Genomic DNA, 22,743 nt, shown 5'->3' on the forward strand with positions numbered 1-22,743 from the left:
GAGTGGAATCGTCGTTTACTTCGAATAAGCTCAGAGGATGATGACACGTCCCCGAAAACCTTGCCTGGGATGGCCCATTGGAACGGTTCTTGTTGCTTCTTTAGCCATTGGCGTCCTCCCGTTTCTGGGTTTCCTCGGTGCTGGATGGATTCCCAAGCTGCAGGCGTTCCAGCCATACCTGTTGCTCTTCCCGGCCGTGGTTCTGGTTATCGGGCTACTGCGCAAGCAGTGGATCTTCAGCGGGTTCGTGCTGGTGTTCTTGGTCTGCGGCGCCCTGCCCAATTTGCAATTGAGCTCTGCCGCTGGCCAAGCCGGAAGCGACAAGTCCGAGCTGGTTCTCTTATCGTTCAATGCCTTGAAGGCAGGAGCGGACCCGGCACAGCTAGCTGAACTGATCAGGACCACGGATCCGCAGATTCTCGTCCTTGTTGAAACCAGCGAATCTATGCACCGGCAGCTGGCAGGACTGGATGCCCTGGATGAACTTGGCTATCGGAGCCTAGAAGCACCTGCTGGAGGAGAACGGGATACTGTGATCTTCTCAAAGTATCCACTGCAGGAGCGCACCACCGATCTGGATTCAGGGGACACCGGTTGGTACGCCTTGCCTGTCGTCGATGTGCAGGCACCCGGTGGGGTCGTTAGCGTGGCCGGGATCCATATCTACCCGCCGGTTGGCGATGCGCAACGATGGAGCCAGGGCTTGGCGGCGGTCAACGACTGGTCGGATCAGCAGCGGGATCATCCAATAATCCTTGCTGGCGACTTCAACTCCGTTCGCGCCCATCCAGGATTCCGGGCCCTGGGGGACGGCTATGAGCAGGCCGATGGAATCTGGCCCCGCTCGACATGGCCAGCTGGCCGGGGGCTCGCGCCATTGATCGGCATTGACCATATCCTGGCCAAGGGGCTGTCCGTGACGGGTTATTCTTCTCACGTCGTTGAAGGCTCGGATCATCTTGCGGTCAGCGCCACTGTCGAGTTCGCTCGCTGAGCGATGATTCCTGCCGGTGCTGGCCGGATGCTTGCGCTGCCCAGGGCTGACCGAAAATTAATTTCACTTTTGGCGATTCAGCTGCTTTTCATCCTCGGCAGCGCCTGGTCCACCACGATTGGCACCCTGACGCCGTCTCGACCGGCCAGTTGCCCAGCTGGAGGCCAGCGCCAAAACCCCGAAATTCAGGGAATCTGCGCAGTGCTTGGTGTGACGAACGACGCTCGCTTTTCTCTTACCACACCATTTCGGATTCGCGCCACTCTAGGCTAGACTTAAGAATCTGTGCGCATGTTGTTCGGGGACTATCCACCTTCGACATAATGCAGTGCGGTCCAAATCCGTTTGGCCGTGCAAGTGCAGCCTCGATATTTTACGCCTCGGCCCTGCCGGCATTTGGGATCAGCATTCGGTGCGCCCGCGCCAGTGGGGGTAAGCGATACGTATCGTGGAGACCATATCCGTTCCGCAAGGCTCATTCATGAGAACCAGCGAGACGACAGGAGTAAGAAGTGATTCAGCAGGAGTCGCGACTTAAGGTTGCCGATAACACTGGTGCTAAGGAAATCCTTACCATTCGTGTTCTTGGTGGCTCGAAGCGTCGCTACGCAAGCATTGGCGACACCATTGTCGCTACCGTCAAGGATGCAATTCCTGGCGGCAACGTGAAGAAGGGCGACGTCGTAAAGGCAGTCGTCGTTCGCACCAAGAAGGAAATCCGTCGTGCAGACGGTTCCTACATCAAGTTCGACGAGAACGCTGCAGTTATCCTCAAGGGTGACGCTGCCGATCCTCGTGGTACTCGTATTTTCGGCCCAGTGGGCCGCGAGCTTCGTGACAAGAAGTTCATGAAGATCGTTTCGCTGGCTCCGGAGGTGCTGTAACCATGGGCGCAAAGATCAAGAAGGGTGACCTGGTTCAGGTCATCGCTGGCAAGGAACGTGGCTTGCAGGGCAAGGTCCTGAAGGTCATTACCGAGTCCAACCGCGTGCTGGTCGAAGGCGTTAACCGCGTCACCAAGCACACCAAGGCAGGTCAGACCGAATCCGGTTCGACCACCGGCGGCATCGAGGTTGTCGAGGCTCCAGTGCACGTTTCCAACGTTGCAGTGGTTGACCCAGAGACCAAGAAGCCAACCCGCGTCGGCTTCCGCGAGGAAACCGTTGAAAAGAACGGCGTGTCCAAGACTGTACGCGTCCGTTACGCCAAGGCTTCCGGAAAGGATCTGTAATGACTGAAGCAGCCACCAAGATCCAGCCACGTCTGAAGGCTAAGTACGCAGCTGACATCCGCCCTGCCCTGCAGGAGCAGTTCAACTACGCCAACCCAATGCAGGTACCATCCCTGACCAAGGTTGTCGTGAACATGGGTGTTGGCGAAGCAGCCAAGGACTCGAAGCTCATTGAAGGCGCCGTACGCGACCTGACCGCAATTACCGGTCAGAAGCCAGTGGTTACCAAGGCCCGCAAGTCGATCGCTCAGTTCAAGCTGCGCGAAGGCATGCCAATCGGTACCCACACCACCCTGCGTAACGATCGCATGTGGGAATTCGTCGACCGCCTGATCACCCTGGCACTGCCTCGTATCCGCGACTTCCGCGGCTTGAGCGACCGCCAGTTCGATGGCAATGGCAACTACACTTTCGGTCTGACCGAACAGTCGATGTTCCATGAAATCGATGTGGACAAGGTTGACCGCGTACGTGGTATGGACATCACTGTCGTTACCACCGCCAAGACTGATGACGAAGGCCGTGCCTTGCTTAAGGCTCTGGGCTTCCCATTCAAGACCAACAACTAATCTCACTACGTTACAGGTCCGCTAAGGAAACCGTAACGAGGAAGGGCTGAAGCCCACATGTCTATGACAGATCCAGTCGCAGATATGCTGACTCGTCTGCGCAACGCCAACTCGGCTTACCACGACACTGTGTCGATGCCGTCGAGCAAGCTGAAAGTGCGCATTGCTAACATCCTCAAGGAACAGGGCTACATCGCCTCGTTCGAGGAAGTAGCTGCAGAAGTCGGCAAGACTCTGACTATCACTTTGAAGTACGGCCCATCGCGCGAGCGTTCGATCGCTGGCGTACGCCGTATCTCCAAGCCAGGTCTTCGCGTTTACGCAAAGTCCACCAACCTGCCTCACGTGCTCGGTGGTCTTGGTATCGCTATCCTGTCCACCTCCTCCGGTCTGCTTACTGACCGTCAGGCTGCAAAGAAGGGCGTGGGTGGGGAAGTCCTCGCCTACGTCTGGTAACGGGAAAGGGGAAACATACAATGTCACGTATTGGACGTCTTCCGATTTCCGTACCTGCCAACGTTGAGTTGAATGTCGACGGCCAGCTGGTCGCCGTCAAGGGTCCTAAGGGTGAACTTTCGATCACCGTCAAGGCTCCAATCACCGTTGCCAAGGACGAGAACACTGTTACCGTCAGCCGCCCGAACGACTCCCGCGAGGCTCGTTCGCTGCACGGTCTGACCCGCACCCTGATCAGCAACATGATCACTGGTGTGACCGATGGTTACGAGAAGAAGCTCGAAATCCACGGTACCGGTTACCGCGTACAGGCTAAGGGTGCCGAGCTGGAGCTTGCTCTGGGCTACTCGCACCCAGTGAAGGTTGCTGCCGTTGACGGCATCACCTTCTCGGTCGAGGGCAACAACAAGATCACCGTTGCTGGTATCGATAAGCAGCACGTCGGTGAAGTTGCCGCTAACATCCGCAAGCTGCGCAAGACCGAGCCTTACAAGGGCAAGGGCATTCGCTACGCTGGCGAGATCATCCGCCGCAAGGTCGGAAAGGCTGGTAAGTAATCATGGCTATCGGAATCAAGGGCAAGAGCAAGTCCGCTCAGCGCGGTCGTCGTCACCAGCGTTTGCGCAAGCACATCGTTGGTACCTCCGTTCGTCCACGCCTGGTTGTCAACCGCTCGGCTCGTCACATCTTCGTACAGATCGTAGACGACTCGCAGGGTATCACCCTGGCCAGCGCATCGACCATGGAAGCAGATCTTCGCGCAAGCGATGCCGACAAGACCGCAAAGTCCAAGCGCATTGGTGAGCTCGTTGCAGAGCGCGCCAAGGCTGCTGGCATCGAAGCAGTTGTCTTCGACCGCGGTGGCAACAAGTACCACGGTCGCGTGGCTGCTGTTGCTGACGGCGCACGTGAAGGTGGGCTGGCACTGTGAGCGAAGCAACTAACAAGAAGGAAACTCAGGTGTCTGAAGCTACTGAAGCAGTCGAGACTGCATCGGCTCCCGCTACCGAGAACGCAGGATCCCGTCGCGGCGAAGGCCGCGGTCGTGGTGAAGGCCGTGGACGTGGCGAAGGCCGCGGTCGTGGTCGCGACCAGAAGGATAGCCGCAACGAAGACAAGGACAAGTTCCTTGAGCGCGTTGTAGCAATCAACCGTGTCTCCAAGGTCGTCAAGGGTGGTCGTCGCTTCAGCTTCACCGCACTTGTGGTCGTTGGCGACGGCAACGGTATGGTCGGCGTTGGCTACGGTAAGGCCAAGGAAGTTCCTGCTGCTATCGCAAAGGGCGTAGAAGAGGCCAAGAAGTCCTTCTTCCGCGTTCCACGCGTTGGCACCACCATTCCACACCTGGTCAAGGGTGAGGCCGCCGCTGGCGTTGTCTTGCTCCGCCCAGCAGCTCCTGGTACCGGTGTTATCGCCGGTGGCCCAGTGCGCGCCGTGTTGGAGTGCGCAGGCATCCACGACATCCTGTCGAAGTCGATGGGTTCGCAGAACCAGATCAACATCGTTCAGGGCACCATTGCTGCGCTGAAGGCTCTGGAAGAGCCTGCAGCTGTTGCAGCTCGCCGCGGTCTTCCGCTGGACGAGGTTGCACCAGCAGCAATGCTGCGTCACATCCAGTCCCAGAAGGCAGGTGCTTAATCAATGGCTAAGAACATTGTTCCAAGCGATGCCAAGCTGGCAATCACCCAGGTCAAGTCCATCATTGGTGGAAACCAGGGCCAGCGCGACGTTGTTCGCTCGCTGGGCCTGAAGCGCATCGGTCAGACCGTTGTGCGCACCGCCGATCCTGTGACTGTTGGCATGGTCAACAAGGTCCCACACCTGCTGAAGGTCGAGGAGGCGAAGTAGAGATGGCTGAAGAAAAAGCACTTAAGGTTCACCACCTGCGCCCAGCTGAGGGTGCCAAGACCGCTAAGACCCGTGTGGGTCGCGGTGAGGGCTCCAAGGGTAAGACCGCAGGTCGCGGTACCAAGGGTACCAAGGCTCGTTACCAGGTGAAGGCAGGCTTCGCAGGTGGTCAGCTTCCGCTGCACATGCGTCTGCCAAAGCTGCGCGGCTTCAAGAACCCATTCCGTGTCGAGTTCCAGGTTGTAAACCTGGACAAGATCTCGGAACTGTTCCCAGAAGGTGGCGAAGTCACCGTCGAGGCACTGGTTGCCAAGGGCGCCGTTCGCAAGAACCAGCCCGTCAAGGTCCTGGGCACCGGCGACATCACGGTTAAGGTTGACGTGAAGGTTGATGCCTTCTCGACTTCCGCATCCGAGAAGATCGCTGCTGCTGGCGGCTCGGCAAACACCCTCTAATACAGGGTCAAGCCTTTGAATGGTCCCGGTTCGCGTTGAGCAATCAACGTGAACCGGGACTTTCTTTTTCTCTCGGCGAAACATTCTAAGATTTCTTATAATTGCTTGGATGATTAGTTGGTTTAGCGTCATTCCTGCAAACATTTGCGTGCATTTCGTGTGGCGCATTTGGCAGGATTGCCTAACAGACCGCTAGAATCGTTAGGTCTAGGAAGAATCTCTTCCTCAGGCTCAAGCACTTACTTCAGGAGGACGCTTGTTCAGCGCCATAGCCCGAGTTTTTCGGACGCCTGATCTGCGCAACAAGTTGCTGTTCACGCTTGGGATCATTGCGATCTATCGTGTCGGTGTATTCATTCCCGCTCCGGGCATTGATTACAGCAACGTTCAGCAGTGTCTGGCAATGGGTGAAACCACCGGTGGACTTTATTCATTCGTGAACCTGTTCAGTGGCGGCGCCCTGCTGCAGGTCTCGGTTTTCGCAATGGGAATCATGCCGTACATTACCGCGGCAATTATCGTCCAGTTGCTGCGTGTGGTGATCCCGCACTTCGAGGCCCTGCACAAGGAAGGCCAGGCCGGCCAGGCCAAGATGACGCAATACACGCGTTATCTGACCATCGCCTTGGCACTGCTTCAGGGAACCACATTGGTCACCCTGGCCCGTACCGGCAGCCTGTTCCCAAGCTGTACCCTTCCGCTGGTCCCGGATGACTCATTGATTGTCATCATGCTGATGATCATCACCCTCACCGCAGGCACCGGCCTGATCATGTGGATGGGCGAGTTGATCACCGAGCGCGGCATCGGCAACGGCATGTCCATCCTGATCTTCATCTCCATTGCTTCGGGCTTCCCATCCTCGATGGGCGCCATCTTCCAGGCGCAGGGCATCATGACATTCATCGGCGTGCTGCTGGTGGGCCTGTTGATTGTGGCCCTGGTGGTCTTCGTCGAGCAGTCCCAGCGCCGTGTTCCGGTGCAGTATGCCAAGCGCACCGTGGGCCGCCGCACCGTGGGCGGCACCTCCACCTATATTCCTTTGAAGCTGAATATGGCGAACGTGATCCCAGTGATCTTCGCCAGCTCCATCCTGGCTTTGCCGCAGATGATCGTTCAGTTCAACCAGAACGATGACGGCACCTTGCCGCAGTGGGCGATGTGGCTGCAGGAGCACTCGGCGACTTCCTCGCCGTGGTACATGCTGGTGTACACCTTGCTGATCATCGGCTTCACCTACTTCTATGTCGCGATTACCTTCAACCCTGAAGAGGTCGCCGACAACATGAAGAAGTACGGCGGATTCATTCCGGGCATTCGCGCTGGTCGTCCGACCGCCGAGTACCTGCAGTACGTGATCTCCCGTATTACCTTCCCGGGCGCGTTGTACCTCGCGTTCGTTGCGTTGATCCCGCTGATTGCCTTCGTGCTGTTCAACGCTGACCAAAGCTTCCCATTTGGCGGTACATCGATCCTGATTATGGTTGGTGTGGGTTTGGAAACCGTCAAGCAAATCAATGCTCAAATGCAGCAACGGAACTATGAAGGGCTTCTGCGATGAGTCGACTGCTAATTATTGGACCACCCGGTGCCGGCAAAGGCACCCAGGCCGTAAAGATCTCCGAGCGCTTGGACATTGTTGCCATCTCGACCGGTGACATCTTCCGTGCCAACGTCAAGGGCGGCACCCCGCTGGGTCTCGAAGCCAGCAAGTACATTGACAACGGAGACTTTGTACCTGATTCGGTCACCAACAACATGGTTGAAGACCGCCTGAACCAGGACGACGTCGCCAAGGGCTTCCTGCTGGACGGCTACCCGCGCACCAGCGCACAGGTGGACGCGCTGGATGCGATGCTGGCCAACAAGGGCATCGCCCTGGACGCAGTGCTGCAGCTGACCGCCGATGACGACGAGCTGGTAGCCCGCCTGCTGAAGCGTGCCGAGATCGAAGGCCGCGCCGATGACACCGAAGAGGTCATCCGCCACCGCCTGGGCCTGTACAACGAAGAGACTCGCGTCGTTGTGGAGCGCTACGAGGAACGCGGCATCGTGCGCAAGGTCGATGGCCTGGGCGCTATCGAAGAAGTCACCGATCGTGTTCTTGCAGCGTTGAACGTCAACGCCTAGACACAAGCGTTACAACGCGCAGGGACCGTGCGGCAACAATGGATGTTGCAGCCCGGTCCCTGCGTACTTTTTGCATTGATGGACCTTGCCGTTGCCGGCCGCGGCACATGGCAAGGGCATCACACTTTGAGGCAGGGGAATCACATTGGCTTTAGGACAGCCGAAAATCGAGTACAAATCCAATTCCGAGATCCTGAAGATGCGCCAGGCCGGATTGGTGCTGGCTGAAGCGCTGGACGAAGCCGCTGCGATGGCTCGCCCGGGTGTGCGGACCGAAGCGATCAACCAGGCCTTTGGCAAGGTGCTTGAACGCCACAACGCGACCAGCAACTTCCTTGGCTACCATGGTTTCCCAGCGAATATCTGCGCCTCGGTCAACCACGAGGTAGTCCACGGCTTCCCGTCGGACTACGAGCTGAAGGACGGCGACGTGCTGAAGATCGATGGTGGGGCCATCATCGACGGCTGGCACTCCGACTCGGCACGCACCGTGTTGGTCGGCGAGAACATCGACCCGGCCGATCAGCGCCTGAGCGACATCACGGAGCAGGCCATGTGGGCCGGCATTGCCGCGGCGGCCAACGCACGCTTCATCGGACAGATCGGCCAGGCCATCGATGACTTCGTCACCAGTCAGCCAGGCGACGAGCTGGGCATCCTCGAAGACTACTGCGGCCACGGCATCGGCTCGCAGATGCACATGGCGCCGGATGTGCTGAACTACAACTCCGGGCACCGCGGCCCACGCATCAAGCCGGGCATGTGCTTGGCCATCGAGCCAATGCTGGTTCGCGGCGGCATCGAGACCTCTGTGCTGGAAGACGACTGGACCGTTGTCACCAACGACAAGTCCAACGCCTCGCAGTGGGAGCACACCGTAGCGTTCCACATGGGCGGCATCTGGGTATTGACCGCGCATGACGGGGGAGCAGCCGGGCTGGCTCCTTTCGGCGTGACCCCATCGCCGATTCAGGGCTAGCCCCAGCCTGGAATTCATTGGATCCAGTACGCCACATGGCTGTGGCGTGCTGGATCTAACATTTTAAATGTCAATGAACGATTGGCACTGTGTGGACTAATGCCGTATCGTTGTTTGTTGGTTCCTGATTTAATTGCGCCTAAAACTCTCGGGTTTTCGGTACAGGGATCGAGGACCAGAACCAATTACTTGTTGGTGGAAATTGCCAACAAAAAAAGTTAGCGGGGAAAATGGGCAAGAAGGAAGGCGTCATCCAGGTAGAGGGCACCGTCTCGGAAGCACTGCCGAACGCGATGTTCCGCGTGGAGCTGCCGAATGGACACGTAGTGCTCGCCACTATCTCGGGTAAGATGCGTCAGCACTACATTCGAATCCTCCCAGAGGACCGAGTGCAGGTTGAAATGAGCCCATACGACCTCAACCGAGGTCGCATCGTTTACCGCTACAAGTAAATCTGCAGAATCCAAGTTTTTCCCAGCGTGCGAAGCACAGTTTTGTGCAACGGCCGCTGAATGGATGTTCTTGGACGAAGCTTTTTACTGCTCCACATTTAACTGCAACCGCAAAAGGACAAAGCCTTGAAGGTTAACCCTAGCGTGAAGCCGATCTGCGACAAGTGCAAGGTGATCCGTCGTAACGGCGTGGTCATGGTGATCTGCGAGAACCCACGCCACAAGCAGCGTCAGGGCTAATTCCGTTTTTACGGGATTCCCACGCGTAGTCAATTAGGCAGTATCAGCTAGGACGAAAGTCCTGGTGTACCCCCGGATTCGGAGGCCGGGGCCGTGAGCAATCACGGAAGGTACTGCTCCAGACCTCCGTTCGTTGAAAGGTAGCCACTTGGCTCGTTTAGCAGGCGTGGACATTCCACGCGAGAAGCGCGTAATCATCGCGCTGACTTACATCTACGGCGTGGGCAAGACCCGTGCAGAAGAGACCATCGCAGCGACCGGCATCAGCCCGGACACTCGCGTGAAGGATCTCACCGATGACCAGCTCGTGCAGCTGCGCGACTTCGTCGAAGCCACCTACAAGGTAGAAGGTGACCTGCGCCGTGAGGTTCAGGCTGACATTCGCCGCAAGGTAGAGATCGGATCCTACGAAGGTATTCGTCACCGTAAGGGCCTGCCGGTCCGCGGTCAGCGCACCAAGACCAACGCACGTACCCGTAAGGGCCCGAAGCGTACCGTCGCAGGTAAGAAGAAGACTCGCTAAATCTTAGCGATCTAGTTCAAATACTTTTTTCGTAGGAGAAGAAATGCCCCCAAAGACTCGTGGAGCGGTACGTAAGCCGCGTCGCAAGGACAAAAAGAATATTGCGCAGGGACAGGCGCATATCAAGAGCACCTTCAACAACACCATCGTATCGATCACCGATCCGACTGGCGCTGTTATCTCGTGGGCTTCGGCCGGCGAGGTAGGCATGAAGGGTTCGCGTAAGTCGACCCCATACGCTGCCCAGATGGCTGCTGAGTCCGCTGCAAAGCGCGCTCAGGAGCACGGCATGCGCAAGGTTGACGTTTTCGTCAAGGGCCCAGGCTCGGGACGCGAAACCGCGATCCGTTCGCTGCAGGCTGCTGGCCTTGAGGTTGGATCCATCCAGGATGTTTCCCCAAGCGCTCACAACGGTTGCCGCCCATCGAAGCGTCGCCGCGTCTAATTGATTCGCTAGGCTTAGCCTAAGAAGTCACCGAAGCATTCCCTCGTGGGTGCTCCGGTGACTATCTTGGACTTATTAGCCTGCAAAAAGACGAACGGCCACCTCAGGCTACCGTCGTTTCCACCCCCGTGAAGCGTCATATAGCGGACGCTCGCTGAAAGGAAATGTAAGTGCTCATTACGCAGCGCCCAACCCTGACCGAAGAAGTAGTTGCCGAAAACCGCTCCCGGTTCGTTATCGAACCACTGGAGCCAGGCTTTGGCTACACCCTAGGTAACTCGCTCCGCCGTACCCTGCTCTCTTCGATTCCTGGTGCCTCTGTCACCAGCGTTCGAATTGACGGTGTACTGCACGAGTTCACCACCGTAGCCGGTGTCAAGGAAGATGTCACCGAACTGGTCTTGAACATCAAGAACCTGTCGGTATCTTCCGAGCACGACGAGCCAGTCGTTGCCTACCTGCGCAAGCAGGGCCCGGGCATCGTTACTGCAGCGGACATCACCCCTCCAGCAGGTGTGGAGTTCCACAACCCTGATCTGCACATCGCCACCCTCAACGCCAATGGCAAGTTCGACATGGAACTGACCATTGAGCGCGGCCGCGGCTATGTGTCTGCCGCTCAGAACAAGAACATTGATGGCGAGATCGGTCGAATCCCAGTTGATTCGATCTACTCCCCAGTGTTGAAGGTGACCTTCCGCGTGGAAGCAACCCGTGTCGAGCAGCGCACCGACTTCGATCGCTTGATCGTTGACGTGGAGACCAAGGAATCGATCACCCCGCGCGATGCAGTTGCATCCGCAGGTACCACCCTGGTTGAGCTGTTCGGTTTGTTCCGCGAACTGAACACTCAGGCTGAAGGTATCGAAATCGGTCCATCGCCAACCGATGCAGCTATGGCTGCTGACATGGCGCTGCCGATCGAGGATCTGGAACTCACCGTTCGTTCGTACAACTGCTTGAAGCGTGAGGGCATCCACTCCGTGGGTGAACTCGTAACCCGCTCCGAGGCCGACTTGATGGACATCCGCAACTTCGGTGCGAAGTCCATTGACGAAGTCAAGGCCAAGCTGGTTGAACTGGGTCTGGCCCTGAAGGATTCCCCTCCAGGCTTCGATCTGGCCGCTCGTAGCGCCATCGACGATGGCGACGAATACGACGAAGGTCTGTAAGACCCGCGTCTAGCGACACACTACTTCATCCGACTGAACGAAATATTCGTCCAGTACGGGTTATTCATCTAGGAGAACCACAATGCCTACCCCTACCAAGGGTCCGCGTCTCGGCGGCAGTGCAGCACATGAGCGATTGATTTTCGCTAACATGTCGGCACAGCTCTTCGAGAACAAGAAGATCACCACCACCCTGACCCGTGCCAAGCGTCTGCGTCCACACGCAGAACGCCTGATCACCTTCGCTAAGCGCGGAGACCTGGCTTCGCGTCGCCGCGTCCAGGCTGTCATCGCTTCGCGTTCGCGCACCAACAAGTCGATCGTTCACGAACTGTTCGAGAACATCGCACCAGCAATGGCAAACCGCGAGGGTGGCTACACCCGCATCACCAAGATCGGTAACCGCAAGGGCGACAACGCTCCTATGGCTGTTATCGAGCTCGTGATGGAGCCAGTTTCGCCAAAGCAGGCTGTCGTCAAGGAAGCCACCAAGGCTGCCGAGAAGGCTGCTGAGACCGAAGAGGCCTAAGCCCCTTCGAGCTAATGCTCCCTCGCCTGCAAGGGCGAAAAAGATTCCCGTTGGATCCGCAAGGAACCAACGGGAATCTTTTGTTTAAGCCTGATTGCGTGAAGATGCGGAGGGCTCTTGCCTGTCAGGTGGAGAGCCAACGCATCCGCATCTTGGAACTGCCTAGCTGAACGAATCCATGTCCGGGCAAGCAGTATTCAGGTATTCGGTAGCCTCGGCTGCTTCAGCCGTATCCAGTTCGGCGATCTTCTGCGAAATCTCCATCAGGTTGCTGCTGTTGCCCTCAGCCATCAGTCCAGCCATTTTCTTGGTCTGCTCCGATGCCGCATTCAACGACGTGGCAAGCTTATTGTCCTTCGTATTATCAGCGGCTTCGCCCAGAATCGAATCAAATTCGTCCATGATCTCGGCATAGGCCGACGTGTCGCCAGCCAAGACCTCTGCGCTGGAGTCCTCCGCCTTCTCCTGCAGTCCGCGCTCGGCTACCTGGTCATTGATAAAAGTGCAGGTGTCCTCGGTGGACATTTTGCCTGCACCGCAGCCAGTGAGCATGAGGGATGCAAGGGTGAGTACAGCGGCAGATGCCGCGATCTTTTTCAACATGGAGATCCTTAGGCGATGATAATCCGCTGGCCCAGCAGGTGAGGCAACGATAAGTACTTGTTTATTCTATAGGCAGGAGTTATTACAGTCAGCGTATGACATGACCGGATCTGCAGAAAACGAGTTCCTAGGGTGCGGACGGGGCAGGATCAGGAAGAGAAGCAGGGCAGGTTTCCTGCACATAGACGGTGTATTGATCCTGCAGTCCGGCCTTGGCCGCCTCGACGTCTGACGCCAGCGTTGGATCGTCAAAGGGACGACCGGCAATGAGGCCAATGAAGTCTTGGTAGTTCTTGATTTCGGACTTCAACGCAGTGCGCAAGTGCTTATTGCCAGTCTGCTCGGAGACTGCCCGGTAGATCACGATGGCCGTTTCCATAGCTTCAACTGCAGGTTCCGAATTCTGCGCAAGAATCCCCATATACGCCAGGGCCCACTTTTCCTCGATGGAATGCTCAACTGCCAATTCATCAAGCAGTGCGCATGACTGCCTTGTGTTCAGCTGCCCCGAACTGCAACCGCTCAAGCAGAGCGAAACGGCTGCGGATATCGCGATGAAGCTAGCGGCACTCTTGAACATGGTGAGTCCTTAGGGTGGTGCGGATGGAACGGCTGCCCGTGCGGCAGGTCCGTGGAATGCACATAGGCTACCTCCGGCAGTAATTCTCGTCTTTGGGCCTGTGGATAACGGCGTGAAGGCGGGCACCTGATTCGACGGTTGCGCGTATCCTTACGCATAATTGAATACATGAGTACTCAGCCAGAAAGCATCGATCCAATGGGCACCACCGCATTGGGGGCCACTGAAGCACCAGCATGGATCCGCATGCGCATGGTGCTCGGATACGACGGCGCCGCCTATAGCGGTTGGGCACGCCAGCCCAATGTCTTGGGCGTGCAGCAGCTGGTTGAAGAGGCCCTGGAATTGATGATCCGCCGCCGCGTGCGTGTGGTTGTTGCAGGCCGCACTGATGCTGGCGTGCATGCGCGCCACCAGGTGGTGCATTTCGACCTGACCGAGGAAGAGTACGCGGGCCTGCCACGCAAGGCGCCCTTGGCTCCTGGTCCTGCGCTCGTACGCCGCATCAATGGCATTCTTGGCCGCCAAGATGGTGCCGTGTGGGTACATGACGCCGAACGCGCACCCGAAGGCTTCGATGCCCGCTTCTCGGCGCTGGCCCGCCGGTACTCCTACCGGGTCGCCGATGGCCAGCAGCGTTGGGATCCACTGACCCGCCACCTGACCACGTGGCACCGTGAAGAGCTGGATGTCGAAGCGATGAACCGCGAGGCGCAGAGCGTGCTGGGCCGCCACGACTTCTTGACCTACTGCAAGCCCCGTCCGCATGCCACGACCATCCGCACCTTGCAGGAGTTCAGCTTCACCCGCGGAGTCGACGGCTTGGTGCTGGCGCATTTGAAGGCCGATGCCTTTTGCCACAACATGGTCCGTGCGCTGATCGGTGCCGCGATGATGGTGGGGGATGGGCGTGAGCAACCGGGGTTCTTGGCCCAGCGGCTGGAACAGATGGTCCGCGACTCCAAGACCAAGCTTTCGCACCCGCGGGCCTTGGTTCTTGAAGAGGTCTACTACCCAGAGGCTGAAGAACTGGCAGAGCGAGCACGTCTGACCCGGGCCCGGCGAACCGAAGCCGAGGTCGATGAAGCCTGCATGGAAAGCTGATTAGTCAATAATCCCCGGGATCTTAAGGGTGTTGTTGCTCACGACGTACATGCTTTTTTGGCCGGAAACACTTTAATCCGCTAAACTTTTATGAGTTGTGTATGTCCACGTTCGACACTACACGCCCAAGCGTGACGGCTTAGTTGCATAGTCGCTGGTCTGCTGGGTGTGCGAACAACATATGGACGGCCGGTTATCATCAGTCCTCACCTGACGTACTGGTCTAAACACAAGAACAACACGACAGTGCCTGTCACTGGGGGATCTCACCGCCTTCAGCCAAGCGACTGTTTGACCAGAAACGAATCAACGTAAGGCAATTACTGTGCGTACGTACACCCCAAAGCCGGCTGACCAGACTCGTCAGTGGTATGTCATTGACGCCACCGACGTAGTACTCGGCCGTCTCGCCGTCCAGGCCGCAACCCTGCTGCGCGGCAAGCACAAGCCAACCTATGCTGCACACATGGACATGGGCGACCATGTCATCATCATCAATGCAGACAAGGTTGCACTGACCGGTAAGAAGCTGCTGAACAAGCGCGCTTACCGCCACTCCGGCTTCCCAGGTGGCCTGAAGAGCATCAACTACGCAGACCTGCTGGAAAAGAACCCAGTACTGGCTGTCGAGAAGGCTATCAAGGGCATGCTGCCTAAGAACAAGCTTTCGGATGCCCAGCTGTCCAAGCTGAAGGTCTACCGCGGCGCAGAGCACCCACACGCTGCTCAGTCGCCAAAGGCACTGGAAATTACCCAGGTCGCTCAGTAGTCCTGGCCCCGAGAAGAAATACTTAATAGGAGATTATCGTGGCTCAGAACGCTGAAGAAACCACTGAATTCGAGGGTGAGACCCCTTCGACTTACACTACCGAGACCGCAGCTTCGACTGTTGCTGCTGACACCGAGCGCGCTCCACTGACCGTGCCAGGTGCAGCTGTTGGCCGTCGCAAGCAGGCTATCGCCCGCGTTCGCCTGGTACCAGGCTCCGGCAAGTGGACCGTAAACGGTCGCGAGCTGGACAACTTCTTCCCAAACAAGCTGCACCAGCAGGATGTTAACGAACCATTCAAGGTTCTGGGTCTTGAAGGCGCATACGACGTTATCGCACGCATCAACGGCGGCGGCATCTCCGGTCAGGCTGGCGCATTGCGCCTGGGCATCGCCCGCGCCCTGAATGAGATCGACCGCGACGCTAACCGCGCCACCCTGAAGAAGGCCGGTTACCTGACTCGTGACGCACGCGTCATCGAGCGTAAGAAGGCTGGTCTGAAGAAGGCACGTAAGGCTTCGCAGTTCTCGAAGCGCTAAACCTTACTTCAAGGTCTTTCCAAAGGCCCTGGCAACCTGCAAAGGACGCCAGGGCCTTTGGCCATTTAACCCTGAAGAGCGCAAAATCCCATTAAACTTTTCTCATTTCACTGTTATTCCGGGACTTTGAGCCGTTTAAATCAATGCAGAGGGCATATGATTGAATGCGATGGCAAGGTTATTTGGGACCGATGGGGTCCGAGGAAAAGCAAACGAACTGTTAACTCCCGAGCTCGCGCTGGAACTGGCGCAGGCAGCATCGGTGGTGCTGGGCTTGAGCCAACCAGAGGACGGCTACAAGCCGGTTGCTGTGGTTGCCAAGGACCCGCGCATCAGTGGTGACTTCCTGTCTGCCGCAATCGAGGCTGGCCTGGCTGCCTCCGGTGTTGACGTCATGGATGCCGGCACGCTGCCGACTCCTGCGGCAGCATTCTTGGTAGGGGACTTGAACGCCGATTTCGGCGTCATGATCTCCGCCTCGCACAACGCGGCTCCGGATAACGGTATTAAGTTCTTGGCCCGTGGCGGTAAGAAGCTGGACGATGCGCTGGAAGACGCCATCGAAGCCTGCTTGAAGATGCCAAAGCCACGCCCAACCGGCGGTGAAGTAGGACGAGTCTCGCGCTTCGCCGACGCTGAAGACCGCTACATCATGCACCTGCTGCAGGCACTGCCAAACCGACTCGACGGCTTGAAGGTAGTCCTGGACTGCGCCCACGGCGCAGCTTCAGGCTGCTCCCCGGAGGTCTTCAAGGCTGCCGGCGCCGAGACCATCGTGATTGGCGCGGATCCAGACGGCATCAACATCAATGACGGCTATGGCTCCACCCACCTGGAGAAGCTGCAGGCCGCTGTGCTGGAGCACGGCGCAGACCTGGGCATCGCGCACGACGGCGACGCAGACCGCTGCTTGGCTGTTGACCACGAAGGCACCGTCGTTGACGGTGACCAGATCATGGCCGTCATGGCGCTGGACATGAAGGACCGCGGCGAACTCAAGGACAACACCCTGGTTGCCACCGTGATGAGCAACCTCGGCCTGACCCTGGCCATGGAAGCAGCTGGCATCACCGTCAAGCAGACCGGCGTGGGCGACCGCTACGTGCTCGAAGGCATGCGCGAGGGCGATTATTCCCTGGGCGGCGAACAGTCCGGCCACGTGATCTTCTCCAAGCACGCAACCACCGGTGACGGCGTACTGACCGGCCTGATGATTGCAGCCCGCGTGAAGGCTACCGGCAAGTCCCTGAAAGAGCTTGCTGCCGTGCTGACCGTCCTGCCGCAGGTGCTGATTAACGTACGCGGCGTAGACAAGGCCAGCGTTCCAGAATGCGAACCGCTGCAGCGGGCAGTTGCCGCTGCCGAGGCACGCTTGGGCACCACCGGCCGCGTGCTTCTGCGTCCTTCGGGGACCGAGCCAGTAGTGCGCGTCATGGTCGAGGCAGCTACCCACGAGCAGGCTCAGGCCGAAGCTGAGACCTTGGCCGAATCGGTCAAGGAGCACCTGGCCCTCTAGGCTCAGTAGCTTCCCAGCAACCAATACGTAAATATCAAGAAAACTCACACCCCCGCAGCGCGTTCCACGCCGGAACACGCTGCGGGGGTGTGGCATGCTAACTAATAGAAACTGATATCGGTTCGCGTTCTCGGAGAGAAGGACTTTCGTGACTTTACGCATCAGCGTGATCGGCACCGGCTACCTCGGTGCAACCCATGCCGCCTGCATGGCTGAACTGGGCTATGAAGTCATTGGACTGGACGTAGACAAAGCCAAGCTGGAAGCACTGGCCGCTGGCGTTCTGCCCTTCCATGAGCCAGGCCTGCCTGAACTGCTGCGCAAGCACGTGGCTTCCGGACGCCTGCGCTTCACCGACAGCTACGCAGAAGTCGCTGCCGGCGCTGATATCCACTTCATTACTGTGGGCACCCCGCAGCGCGCCGACTCGCAATCCGCAGACATGTCCTACGTGGACGGTGCCGTGGATTCCCTGCTGGAGCACATCACCGGCGAAGCGCTGATCGTTGGCAAGTCCACTGTCCCGGTAGGCACCGCACGCCGGTTGAACGAGAGGATCGCTCAAGCTGCCAAGCCAGGAAGCAATATCGCGCTCGCGTGGAATCCGGAGTTCCTGCGCGAAGGATTCGCCGTCCAGGACACCCTGCGCCCCGACCGCCTGGTCTATGGCTTGGATAATGGACGCGGACTGGAGCTGCTGCGCAAAGTCTATGCGCCGATCCTTGCCCTGGACACCCCGGAGATCGCTACGGATCTGGAGACTGCAGAACTGGTCAAGGTCGCGGCCAACGCCTTCCTGGCTACCAAGATTTCCTTCATCAACGCTTTTGCCGAGGTTACTGAGACTGTAGGCGGCGACATCAAGGTCCTTGCCGACGCGATTGGCCACGATAAGCGCATTGGACGCCGCTTCCTGAACGCTGGAGTGGGATTTGGCGGTGGTTGCCTGCCTAAGGACATCCGGGCCCTCCAGGCACGCGTCAGCGAACTTGGCCTGAGCCAGACCATGGGCTTTCTGGCTGAAGTCGACCAGATCAACTTGCGCCGCCGGGACCGCGTGGTCTCGTTGGCCTCGCACATGCTGGGCAATGAGCTGGCAGGCAAGCATGTCTGCGTACTCGGGGTGACCTTCAAGCCGAACAGCGATGATGTGCGGGACTCACCAGCCTTGGATATCGCTGTCCGCCTGTACAACGAAGGTGCTGAAGTCTCGGTCTATGACCCAGAAGGCAACGCCAACGCGGCCGGACGATTCCCGCGCTTGAACTACGTTGATTCCTGCAAGGAAGCGGCTAAGAACGCGGACCTGACCTTGGTGCTGACCGAATGGAACGAATTCCGCGACCTGAACCCGTCGGATCTGGCGGACGTAGTGGCCAACAAGCAGCTGATTGACGGACGCAACGTCCTGGACCGCCCTGAATGGCGGAATCAAGGCTGGACCATTACCGGCCCGGGAGAGTACTTCGAGCTGGGCAACATGGCTCCGGCCACTACCTCGATCCCGGTTCAGGCCTAAGCGCTCAGGGACAAAAACGGGCGGTTCTTCCAATTGGAAGAACCGCCCGTTCCGCTTGCTATGAACAAAGACTAGAAGCCGAACTGCTTCATGACCTTTGGCAGGTTCTCGATCAGGCGCGAAGCATTGACAGTTCCCTCCGCAGCTGTCACCCGGCCCAGGTGGCCATGGATATAAGCTGCGCACGCAGTCAGTTCCATCATGCGGCGGTTAGGTACGGTTCGCAGGCCTTCGGTGCCCGTCAGCGAGCTGTCGGAGAGCATGTATCCCAGGATGCCAGTCAGGACATCTCCGCTGCCTGCCGTGGCCAATTCTGGCGCTGAGTGGCTCACCATCAGGCTGTCGCCATTAGGCGCAACGATGTAGCTGGTTGGGCCCTTGAGCAGGACAACCGCGTTGTAAGCCAGGGCGGCCCACCGGGTCCAGCGAATCGGGTCCTGGGAAATCTCATCGGGAGTGATCTTCACTCCAGCGCGGCTGAGCAGCATGCGCAGCTCCTTGGCATGAGGCGTCAGCACGCGAGGCTGCTCGCTTGGGCCGGCAGGAACGACTTCCAGGCCGGACGCGTCAATGACGGCCGGCTGCGGGCTGGCAAAGACATCAGCGATGGCGCCAGTCGGGGGAGTGCGGCCATCCAGGCCCGGGCCAATAGCCCAAGCCTTGATCTTCGCACCCTTGCCGTGAATCTGACGGCGGGAGGAAGACAGCGCTTCCTTGATCTGCTCATCATCCAAAGGCACGGACTCCGGCACAGTGACTGCCATGAGAGGCTGAATGGATTCTGGCACATGGGTGCGAAGCAATCCGACGCCGCAAGCTACAGCGGCCTTGGCGGTCAGCTGAGCAGCTCCGGGATACAGATCTGATCCGGCAATGAGTCCCAGGACGCCACGCTGGTACTTGTGCCGTCCGGCATCTCGCCAAGAGCGGTGCTGGTCCAGCAGCTCGCGGGTAGCCAGCTCGTCCACAAGCTGCGTTCCAGCCTGGACGGAAGAAAAGTCGAATTCGAGATCAGCCACGGTAATGTCACCAGTAACCAGCGGTCCGTCTACAGACAGAAGACCGGACTTCATGGCACCGAAAGTTACCGTGCGTTCTGCGCGAAGAACGGAGTCCTGCGCAACGCCGGTTTCGGGATTCAATCCTGATGGAATATCGCAGGCCAGCACCCGTGCGCCAGCGGGCAGTGGCGGCAAGGCAGAGCCGGCATGGTATCCAAGGCCGTAGATGGCGTCGATGATGAGCGAAGCATTAGCCAGTTCGCCTTGACCGTCGGCGAGATCAAGCACGGTGCCGCCGGCAGCTTGATACGCTGCAGCGGCTTCGGCATGGATTTGTTCGTGGCACTGCAGGGCCAACGTGGAAATCTTCTGCAGTTGGAGCTCTGCAAGTGCATACAAGCCATCGCCACCGTTGTTGCCCGGGCCGATGAGCGCCACCGCGAAAGCCGGTTCGACGCTGGAATTTTCAGTCAGCATGGCGACTGCCGTTGAAGCCAAATGGGCGGCCGCTTGCTTCATTAAGCTGGTCTCGCCCCGCTTGGAGTTCTCCTGGGCTTCAACCGCACGAATTTGCGCAACACTGTAGACAGGAATCATAAGACAAACAATACTCAAGGCTCCTGTGCGATGCCCTATTTAATGAGATACGTGTCGTTATTCTTTCGTCGTGGCGTTGGTGCCTAGCGCTCGGCAACCACCATGGCGATAGCCATGTCGCCATCATGGGACATGGTCAAATGCCACGACTTGATACCGCGCAACTCGCTGGCAGCGGCAACTGAACCGGTGTTGTGAATCTGGGGGTCACCGGCTTCATCCTTGCGGATGGTGCAGTCCTGCCAGTTCATGCCTGCAGGAGCGCCTAGCGCCTTGGCAATGGCTTCCTTGGCTGCGAAGCGGGCTGCTAGGGAACGCAGGGGCAGTTCCCGTTCTTCTTCGGTGAAGAGCCGTTCACGCAAACGCGGAGTCTTCTCAAGCTGACGTCCAAAACGTGGCACATCAACAATGTCCACTCCAATACCTGCAATCATGCCTATCAGTTTATCCAGTGCTTGCAGGGCAAAAAAATTGCGGGCATTCCCGAAAAGGGAATGCCCGCAATTATGGTACTTGGTGGATTACTCCACGGTCACCGACTTGGCCAGGTTGCGTGGCTGGTCGACATCGAAGCCCTTCGCGGATGCCAGTTCGCAAGCGAAGATCTGCAGTGGCACGGTGGCCAGCAGAGGCATCAGCAGGGTTGGGGTCTCTGGTACGTAGAAGACCCACTCGGAGAAGTCCTTGACCGCAGCATCGCCATCTTCGGCAATAACCAGGGTCTTAGCGCCACGGGCGCGGACTTCCTGGATGTTGGAGACAACCTTGGAGTGCAGCGAGTCGCGACCACGAGGGGAAGGAACTACTACGAACACTGGCTGGCCATCGTCGATCAGGGCGATAGGACCGTGCTTCAGCTCGCCAGCGGCGAAGCCTTCAGCATGGATGTAGGCGATTTCCTTGAGCTTCAAGGCGCCTTCCATTGCTACCGGGTAGCCTACGTGGCGGCCCAGGAACAGCACGGAGTTGGCATCCGACATGTTGCGTGCCAGATCCTTGATTTCTTCCGCGCGGTCCAGGATGTCCTGGATCTTGGAAGGGATCTTGCCCAGGTCGGCAAGGATGTCCTTGATCTGGCCCTGGAACAGGTTGCCGCGCAGCTGCGCCAGGTACAGGCCCAGCAGGTAGGTTGCGGTGATCTGCGCCAGGAATGCCTTGGTAGAAGCCACAGCGATTTCCGGACCGGCGTGGGTGTACAGCACTGCATCCGACTCGCGTGGGATGGTCGATCCGTTGGTGTTGCAGATCGACATGGTCTTGGCGCCCTGCTCCTTGGCGTAACGCACGGCCATCAAGGTGTCCATGGTCTCGCCGGACTGGGAGATCGAAACGATCAGGGTCTTCTCGTCCACGATGGGCTCGCGGTAGCGGAACTCGTGGGAGAGTTCAACCTCTACCGGGATACGGCACCAGGATTCGATAGCGTACTTGGCGACGGAGCCGGCGTATGCCGAGGTGCCGCAAGCAAGAACAACAATCTTGGAGATTTCGGCCAGTTCCTCTGGAGCGATACGCAGTTCGTCCAGGGTCAGGCGGCCATCAGCGTCCGAGCGGCCCAGCAGGGTGTCGGCAACAGCTGCAGGCTGGTCGAAGATTTCCTTCTCCATGAAGGATGGGAAGCCGCCCTTTTCAGCGCTGGCTGCATCCCAGTCAACGGTGAATTCCTTGCCTTCGGCCGGGTTGCCGTCGAAGTCGGTGATGTAGTGGTTATCCGGGGTGATGGTAACGATCTGGTCCTGGCCCAGCTCTACGGCACGACGGGTGAAGTCGATGAAGCCGGAGACATCCGAACCCAGGAAGTTCTCGCCATCGCCCAGGCCCAGAACCAGAGGGGAATTGCGGCGAGCCGCAACTACAACACCTGGGTGGTCCTGGTGAACTGCCAAGAGGGTGAAAGCACCTTCGAGCTGCTGAACAGCAAGCTGCATGGCGTGGGTCAAATCGCCCTCGGCCTCAGAGCTGTAGAGCTTGCCCAGCAGAGCTGCGGCAACCTCGGTATCGGTATCCGAGAGTAATTCAACGCCCTCGGCTGCCAAGCCGGCCTTGATGCCGGCGAAGTTTTCAATAATTCCGTTGTGGATCATGGCAAGCTTGCCACCATCGGCCAGATGTGGGTGAGCGTTCTGGTCGCTCGGTCCACCGTGGGTTGCCCAACGGGTATGCCCAATGCCGGTCATCGACTTAGGCAATGGGGACTCGGCAATTTCATTTTCCAGATTGACCAGCTTGCCGGCCTTCTTACGAGAATGAATGGCGCCATCGGCAACAACAGCGACACCAGCCGAGTCGTAGCCGCGGTATTCCAACCGACGCAAACCTTCAATTAGAACGTCGAGGGCGCCATGATCGGCGACCTGGCTCGAGGTTCCTGCATATCCAACAATTCCGCACATGGGAAAAATCCTACCGGTTCAATGCCCATCGATGGGAATAATCGTGTCGGAGCACTCAAAATTACCTATGTCTTAGATCACCAGTTGGCCGGTTTTTGC

The 22,743-nt window shown here is 58.3% G+C and carries 28 protein-coding genes and 1 pseudogene; 24 read left to right on the top strand and 5 right to left on the bottom strand.

The annotated features are described in order from the left end of the window. Positions 1-37: 37 nt before the first annotated feature. The 19 genes and pseudogenes from ACRDT3_RS10520 to rplQ form a co-directional block, all read left to right on the top strand. Positions 38-994, top strand: a complete 957-nt coding sequence (locus tag ACRDT3_RS10520; RefSeq protein ID WP_431492927.1) for an endonuclease/exonuclease/phosphatase family protein — start codon at positions 38-40, stop codon at positions 992-994. 512 nt (positions 995-1,506) lie between these two features. Then, the gene (rplN, locus tag ACRDT3_RS10525) at positions 1,507-1,878 is read left to right on the top strand and encodes a 50S ribosomal protein L14 (RefSeq protein WP_013349674.1); all 372 of its coding nucleotides are present in this window, start codon (positions 1,507-1,509) and stop codon (positions 1,876-1,878) included. 2 nt (positions 1,879-1,880) lie between these two features. Next, a complete protein-coding gene (gene rplX, locus ACRDT3_RS10530; protein ID WP_013349673.1) occupies positions 1,881-2,225 on the top strand; it encodes a 50S ribosomal protein L24 in 345 nt (114 codons plus the stop codon). After that, the gene (gene rplE, locus ACRDT3_RS10535) at positions 2,225-2,794 is read left to right on the top strand and encodes a 50S ribosomal protein L5 (protein ID WP_038992189.1); all 570 of its coding nucleotides are present in this window, start codon (positions 2,225-2,227) and stop codon (positions 2,792-2,794) included. The genes rplX and rplE overlap by 1 nt, the downstream gene beginning before the upstream one ends. Positions 2,795-2,851: 57 nt before the next feature. Next, positions 2,852-3,250 (top strand): 30S ribosomal protein S8, encoded by a 399-nt coding sequence (rpsH, locus tag ACRDT3_RS10540; RefSeq protein ID WP_013349671.1) that lies wholly within the window; start codon positions 2,852-2,854, stop codon positions 3,248-3,250. Positions 3,251-3,270: 20 nt separating this feature from the next. Beyond that, a complete protein-coding gene (rplF, locus tag ACRDT3_RS10545) occupies positions 3,271-3,807 on the top strand; it encodes a 50S ribosomal protein L6 (protein WP_431492928.1) in 537 nt (178 codons plus the stop codon). Positions 3,808-3,809: 2 nt separating this feature from the next. Further along, on the top strand, positions 3,810-4,181 hold the full coding sequence (gene rplR / locus ACRDT3_RS10550) for a 50S ribosomal protein L18 (protein ID WP_105657654.1): 372 nt from the start codon (positions 3,810-3,812) through the stop codon (positions 4,179-4,181). A 29-nt stretch (positions 4,182-4,210) separates the two neighbouring features. Further along, positions 4,211-4,888: a 30S ribosomal protein S5 gene (rpsE, locus tag ACRDT3_RS10555; RefSeq protein WP_173362795.1), complete on the top strand. Its 678-nt coding sequence runs from the start codon at positions 4,211-4,213 to the stop codon at positions 4,886-4,888. A gap of 3 nt (positions 4,889-4,891) precedes the next feature. Continuing rightward, complete coding sequence (gene rpmD / locus ACRDT3_RS10560) at positions 4,892-5,098, top strand: 50S ribosomal protein L30 (RefSeq protein WP_431492929.1); 207 nt, start codon at positions 4,892-4,894, stop codon at positions 5,096-5,098. Positions 5,099-5,100: 2 nt separating this feature from the next. Then, positions 5,101-5,553 (top strand): 50S ribosomal protein L15, encoded by a 453-nt coding sequence (gene rplO / locus ACRDT3_RS10565; RefSeq protein ID WP_431492930.1) that lies wholly within the window; start codon positions 5,101-5,103, stop codon positions 5,551-5,553. Positions 5,554-5,809: 256 nt separating this feature from the next. After that, positions 5,810-7,114: a preprotein translocase subunit SecY gene (gene secY, locus ACRDT3_RS10570; protein WP_431492931.1), complete on the top strand. Its 1,305-nt coding sequence runs from the start codon at positions 5,810-5,812 to the stop codon at positions 7,112-7,114. Further along, complete coding sequence (locus tag ACRDT3_RS10575; protein ID WP_431492932.1) at positions 7,111-7,683, top strand: adenylate kinase; 573 nt, start codon at positions 7,111-7,113, stop codon at positions 7,681-7,683. The genes secY and ACRDT3_RS10575 overlap by 4 nt, the downstream gene beginning before the upstream one ends. Before the next feature lie 145 nt (positions 7,684-7,828). Next, positions 7,829-8,662 carry a type I methionyl aminopeptidase gene (gene map, locus ACRDT3_RS10580; RefSeq protein ID WP_431492933.1) on the top strand — a complete coding sequence of 278 codons (834 nt, stop codon included), beginning with the start codon at positions 7,829-7,831 and terminating at the stop codon, positions 8,660-8,662. Positions 8,663-8,892: 230 nt separating this feature from the next. Then, on the top strand, positions 8,893-9,114 hold the full coding sequence (gene infA, locus ACRDT3_RS10585; RefSeq protein ID WP_013349662.1) for a translation initiation factor IF-1: 222 nt from the start codon (positions 8,893-8,895) through the stop codon (positions 9,112-9,114). 126 nt (positions 9,115-9,240) lie between these two features. Beyond that, positions 9,241-9,354 (top strand): 50S ribosomal protein L36, encoded by a 114-nt coding sequence (gene rpmJ / locus ACRDT3_RS10590; RefSeq protein WP_013349661.1) that lies wholly within the window; start codon positions 9,241-9,243, stop codon positions 9,352-9,354. Between the two features lie 148 nt (positions 9,355-9,502). Further along, positions 9,503-9,877, top strand: a complete 375-nt coding sequence (gene rpsM, locus ACRDT3_RS10595) for a 30S ribosomal protein S13 (RefSeq protein ID WP_431492934.1) — start codon at positions 9,503-9,505, stop codon at positions 9,875-9,877. A gap of 43 nt (positions 9,878-9,920) precedes the next feature. Continuing rightward, on the top strand, positions 9,921-10,322 hold the full coding sequence (rpsK, locus tag ACRDT3_RS10600; RefSeq protein ID WP_038992179.1) for a 30S ribosomal protein S11: 402 nt from the start codon (positions 9,921-9,923) through the stop codon (positions 10,320-10,322). 170 nt (positions 10,323-10,492) lie between these two features. Beyond that, positions 10,493-11,494: a DNA-directed RNA polymerase subunit alpha gene (locus ACRDT3_RS10605; RefSeq protein WP_105657647.1), complete on the top strand. Its 1,002-nt coding sequence runs from the start codon at positions 10,493-10,495 to the stop codon at positions 11,492-11,494. A gap of 82 nt (positions 11,495-11,576) precedes the next feature. After that, positions 11,577-12,017 (top strand): annotated as a pseudogene (gene rplQ, locus ACRDT3_RS10610) (50S ribosomal protein L17); the annotation flags it as partial. Positions 12,018-12,185: 168 nt separating this feature from the next. On the opposite strand, the gene ACRDT3_RS10615 reads toward rplQ, so the two are convergent. Further along, positions 12,186-12,626 carry a hypothetical protein gene (locus ACRDT3_RS10615; RefSeq protein ID WP_431492935.1) on the bottom strand — a complete coding sequence of 147 codons (441 nt, stop codon included), beginning with the start codon at positions 12,624-12,626 and terminating at the stop codon, positions 12,186-12,188. Between the two features lie 127 nt (positions 12,627-12,753). Next, the gene (locus ACRDT3_RS10620) at positions 12,754-13,206 is read right to left on the bottom strand and encodes a hypothetical protein (RefSeq protein WP_431492936.1); all 453 of its coding nucleotides are present in this window, start codon (positions 13,204-13,206) and stop codon (positions 12,754-12,756) included. A gap of 168 nt (positions 13,207-13,374) precedes the next feature. Here ACRDT3_RS10620 and truA point away from each other — a divergent pair, with 168 nt between their 5' ends. The 5 genes from truA to ACRDT3_RS10645 all read left to right on the top strand — a co-directional run bounded on the left by truA (position 13,375) and on the right by ACRDT3_RS10645 (position 18,653). Beyond that, positions 13,375-14,310: a tRNA pseudouridine(38-40) synthase TruA gene (gene truA / locus ACRDT3_RS10625; protein ID WP_431492937.1), complete on the top strand. Its 936-nt coding sequence runs from the start codon at positions 13,375-13,377 to the stop codon at positions 14,308-14,310. Positions 14,311-14,635: 325 nt separating this feature from the next. Further along, positions 14,636-15,079 carry a 50S ribosomal protein L13 gene (gene rplM, locus ACRDT3_RS10630; RefSeq protein WP_038992172.1) on the top strand — a complete coding sequence of 148 codons (444 nt, stop codon included), beginning with the start codon at positions 14,636-14,638 and terminating at the stop codon, positions 15,077-15,079. A gap of 38 nt (positions 15,080-15,117) precedes the next feature. Continuing rightward, positions 15,118-15,618, top strand: coding sequence for a 30S ribosomal protein S9 (rpsI, locus tag ACRDT3_RS10635; protein WP_128471129.1), 501 nt, complete (start codon positions 15,118-15,120; stop codon positions 15,616-15,618). Positions 15,619-15,787: 169 nt separating this feature from the next. Continuing rightward, positions 15,788-17,134, top strand: coding sequence for a phosphoglucosamine mutase (glmM, locus tag ACRDT3_RS10640; RefSeq protein WP_431492938.1), 1,347 nt, complete (start codon positions 15,788-15,790; stop codon positions 17,132-17,134). 148 nt (positions 17,135-17,282) lie between these two features. Then, on the top strand, positions 17,283-18,653 hold the full coding sequence (locus tag ACRDT3_RS10645; RefSeq protein WP_431492939.1) for a UDP-glucose dehydrogenase family protein: 1,371 nt from the start codon (positions 17,283-17,285) through the stop codon (positions 18,651-18,653). A gap of 71 nt (positions 18,654-18,724) precedes the next feature. On the opposite strand, the gene ACRDT3_RS10650 is transcribed toward ACRDT3_RS10645, so the two are convergent. From ACRDT3_RS10650 to glmS, 3 genes are all read right to left on the bottom strand, one after another. Next, positions 18,725-20,251, bottom strand: a complete 1,527-nt coding sequence (locus tag ACRDT3_RS10650; RefSeq protein WP_431492940.1) for an NAD(P)H-hydrate dehydratase — start codon at positions 20,249-20,251, stop codon at positions 18,725-18,727. Positions 20,252-20,334: 83 nt separating this feature from the next. Next, positions 20,335-20,685, bottom strand: coding sequence for a holo-ACP synthase (locus ACRDT3_RS10655; RefSeq protein ID WP_431492941.1), 351 nt, complete (start codon positions 20,683-20,685; stop codon positions 20,335-20,337). 87 nt (positions 20,686-20,772) lie between these two features. Then, positions 20,773-22,644, bottom strand: a complete 1,872-nt coding sequence (glmS, locus tag ACRDT3_RS10660; protein ID WP_431492942.1) for a glutamine--fructose-6-phosphate transaminase (isomerizing) — start codon at positions 22,642-22,644, stop codon at positions 20,773-20,775. Positions 22,645-22,743: the final 99 nt, after the last annotated feature.

Origin of the sequence: Glutamicibacter sp. (assembly GCF_050701915.1) — a bacterium.
In the GTDB taxonomy this organism is placed as follows: Bacteria; Actinomycetota; Actinomycetes; order Actinomycetales; family Micrococcaceae; genus Glutamicibacter.

Excerpts from the sequence above, each read along its gene's own strand:
- ACRDT3_RS10520 (WP_431492927.1), top strand. The coding sequence starts at position 38 with ATGATGACACGTCCCCGAAAACCTTGCCTGGGATGGCCCATTGGAACG.
- rplX (WP_013349673.1), top strand. The coding sequence starts at position 1,881 with ATGGGCGCAAAGATCAAGAAGGGTGACCTGGTTCAGGTCATCGCTGGC.
- rplE (WP_038992189.1), top strand. The coding sequence starts at position 2,225 with ATGACTGAAGCAGCCACCAAGATCCAGCCACGTCTGAAGGCTAAGTAC.
- rpsH (WP_013349671.1), top strand. The coding sequence starts at position 2,852 with ATGTCTATGACAGATCCAGTCGCAGATATGCTGACTCGTCTGCGCAAC.
- rplF (WP_431492928.1), top strand. The coding sequence starts at position 3,271 with ATGTCACGTATTGGACGTCTTCCGATTTCCGTACCTGCCAACGTTGAG.
- rplR (WP_105657654.1), top strand. The coding sequence starts at position 3,810 with ATGGCTATCGGAATCAAGGGCAAGAGCAAGTCCGCTCAGCGCGGTCGT.
- rpmD (WP_431492929.1), top strand. The coding sequence starts at position 4,892 with ATGGCTAAGAACATTGTTCCAAGCGATGCCAAGCTGGCAATCACCCAG.
- rplO (WP_431492930.1), top strand. The coding sequence starts at position 5,101 with ATGGCTGAAGAAAAAGCACTTAAGGTTCACCACCTGCGCCCAGCTGAG.
- ACRDT3_RS10575 (WP_431492932.1), top strand. The coding sequence starts at position 7,111 with ATGAGTCGACTGCTAATTATTGGACCACCCGGTGCCGGCAAAGGCACC.
- infA (WP_013349662.1), top strand. The coding sequence starts at position 8,893 with ATGGGCAAGAAGGAAGGCGTCATCCAGGTAGAGGGCACCGTCTCGGAA.
- rpsK (WP_038992179.1), top strand. The coding sequence starts at position 9,921 with ATGCCCCCAAAGACTCGTGGAGCGGTACGTAAGCCGCGTCGCAAGGAC.
- ACRDT3_RS10615 (WP_431492935.1), bottom strand. The coding sequence starts at position 12,626 with ATGTTGAAAAAGATCGCGGCATCTGCCGCTGTACTCACCCTTGCATCC.
- ACRDT3_RS10620 (WP_431492936.1), bottom strand. The coding sequence starts at position 13,206 with ATGTTCAAGAGTGCCGCTAGCTTCATCGCGATATCCGCAGCCGTTTCG.
- truA (WP_431492937.1), top strand. The coding sequence starts at position 13,375 with ATGAGTACTCAGCCAGAAAGCATCGATCCAATGGGCACCACCGCATTG.
- glmM (WP_431492938.1), top strand. The coding sequence starts at position 15,788 with ATGGCAAGGTTATTTGGGACCGATGGGGTCCGAGGAAAAGCAAACGAA.
- ACRDT3_RS10650 (WP_431492940.1), bottom strand. The coding sequence starts at position 20,251 with ATGATTCCTGTCTACAGTGTTGCGCAAATTCGTGCGGTTGAAGCCCAG.
- ACRDT3_RS10655 (WP_431492941.1), bottom strand. The coding sequence starts at position 20,685 with ATGATTGCAGGTATTGGAGTGGACATTGTTGATGTGCCACGTTTTGGA.
- glmS (WP_431492942.1), bottom strand. The coding sequence starts at position 22,644 with ATGTGCGGAATTGTTGGATATGCAGGAACCTCGAGCCAGGTCGCCGAT.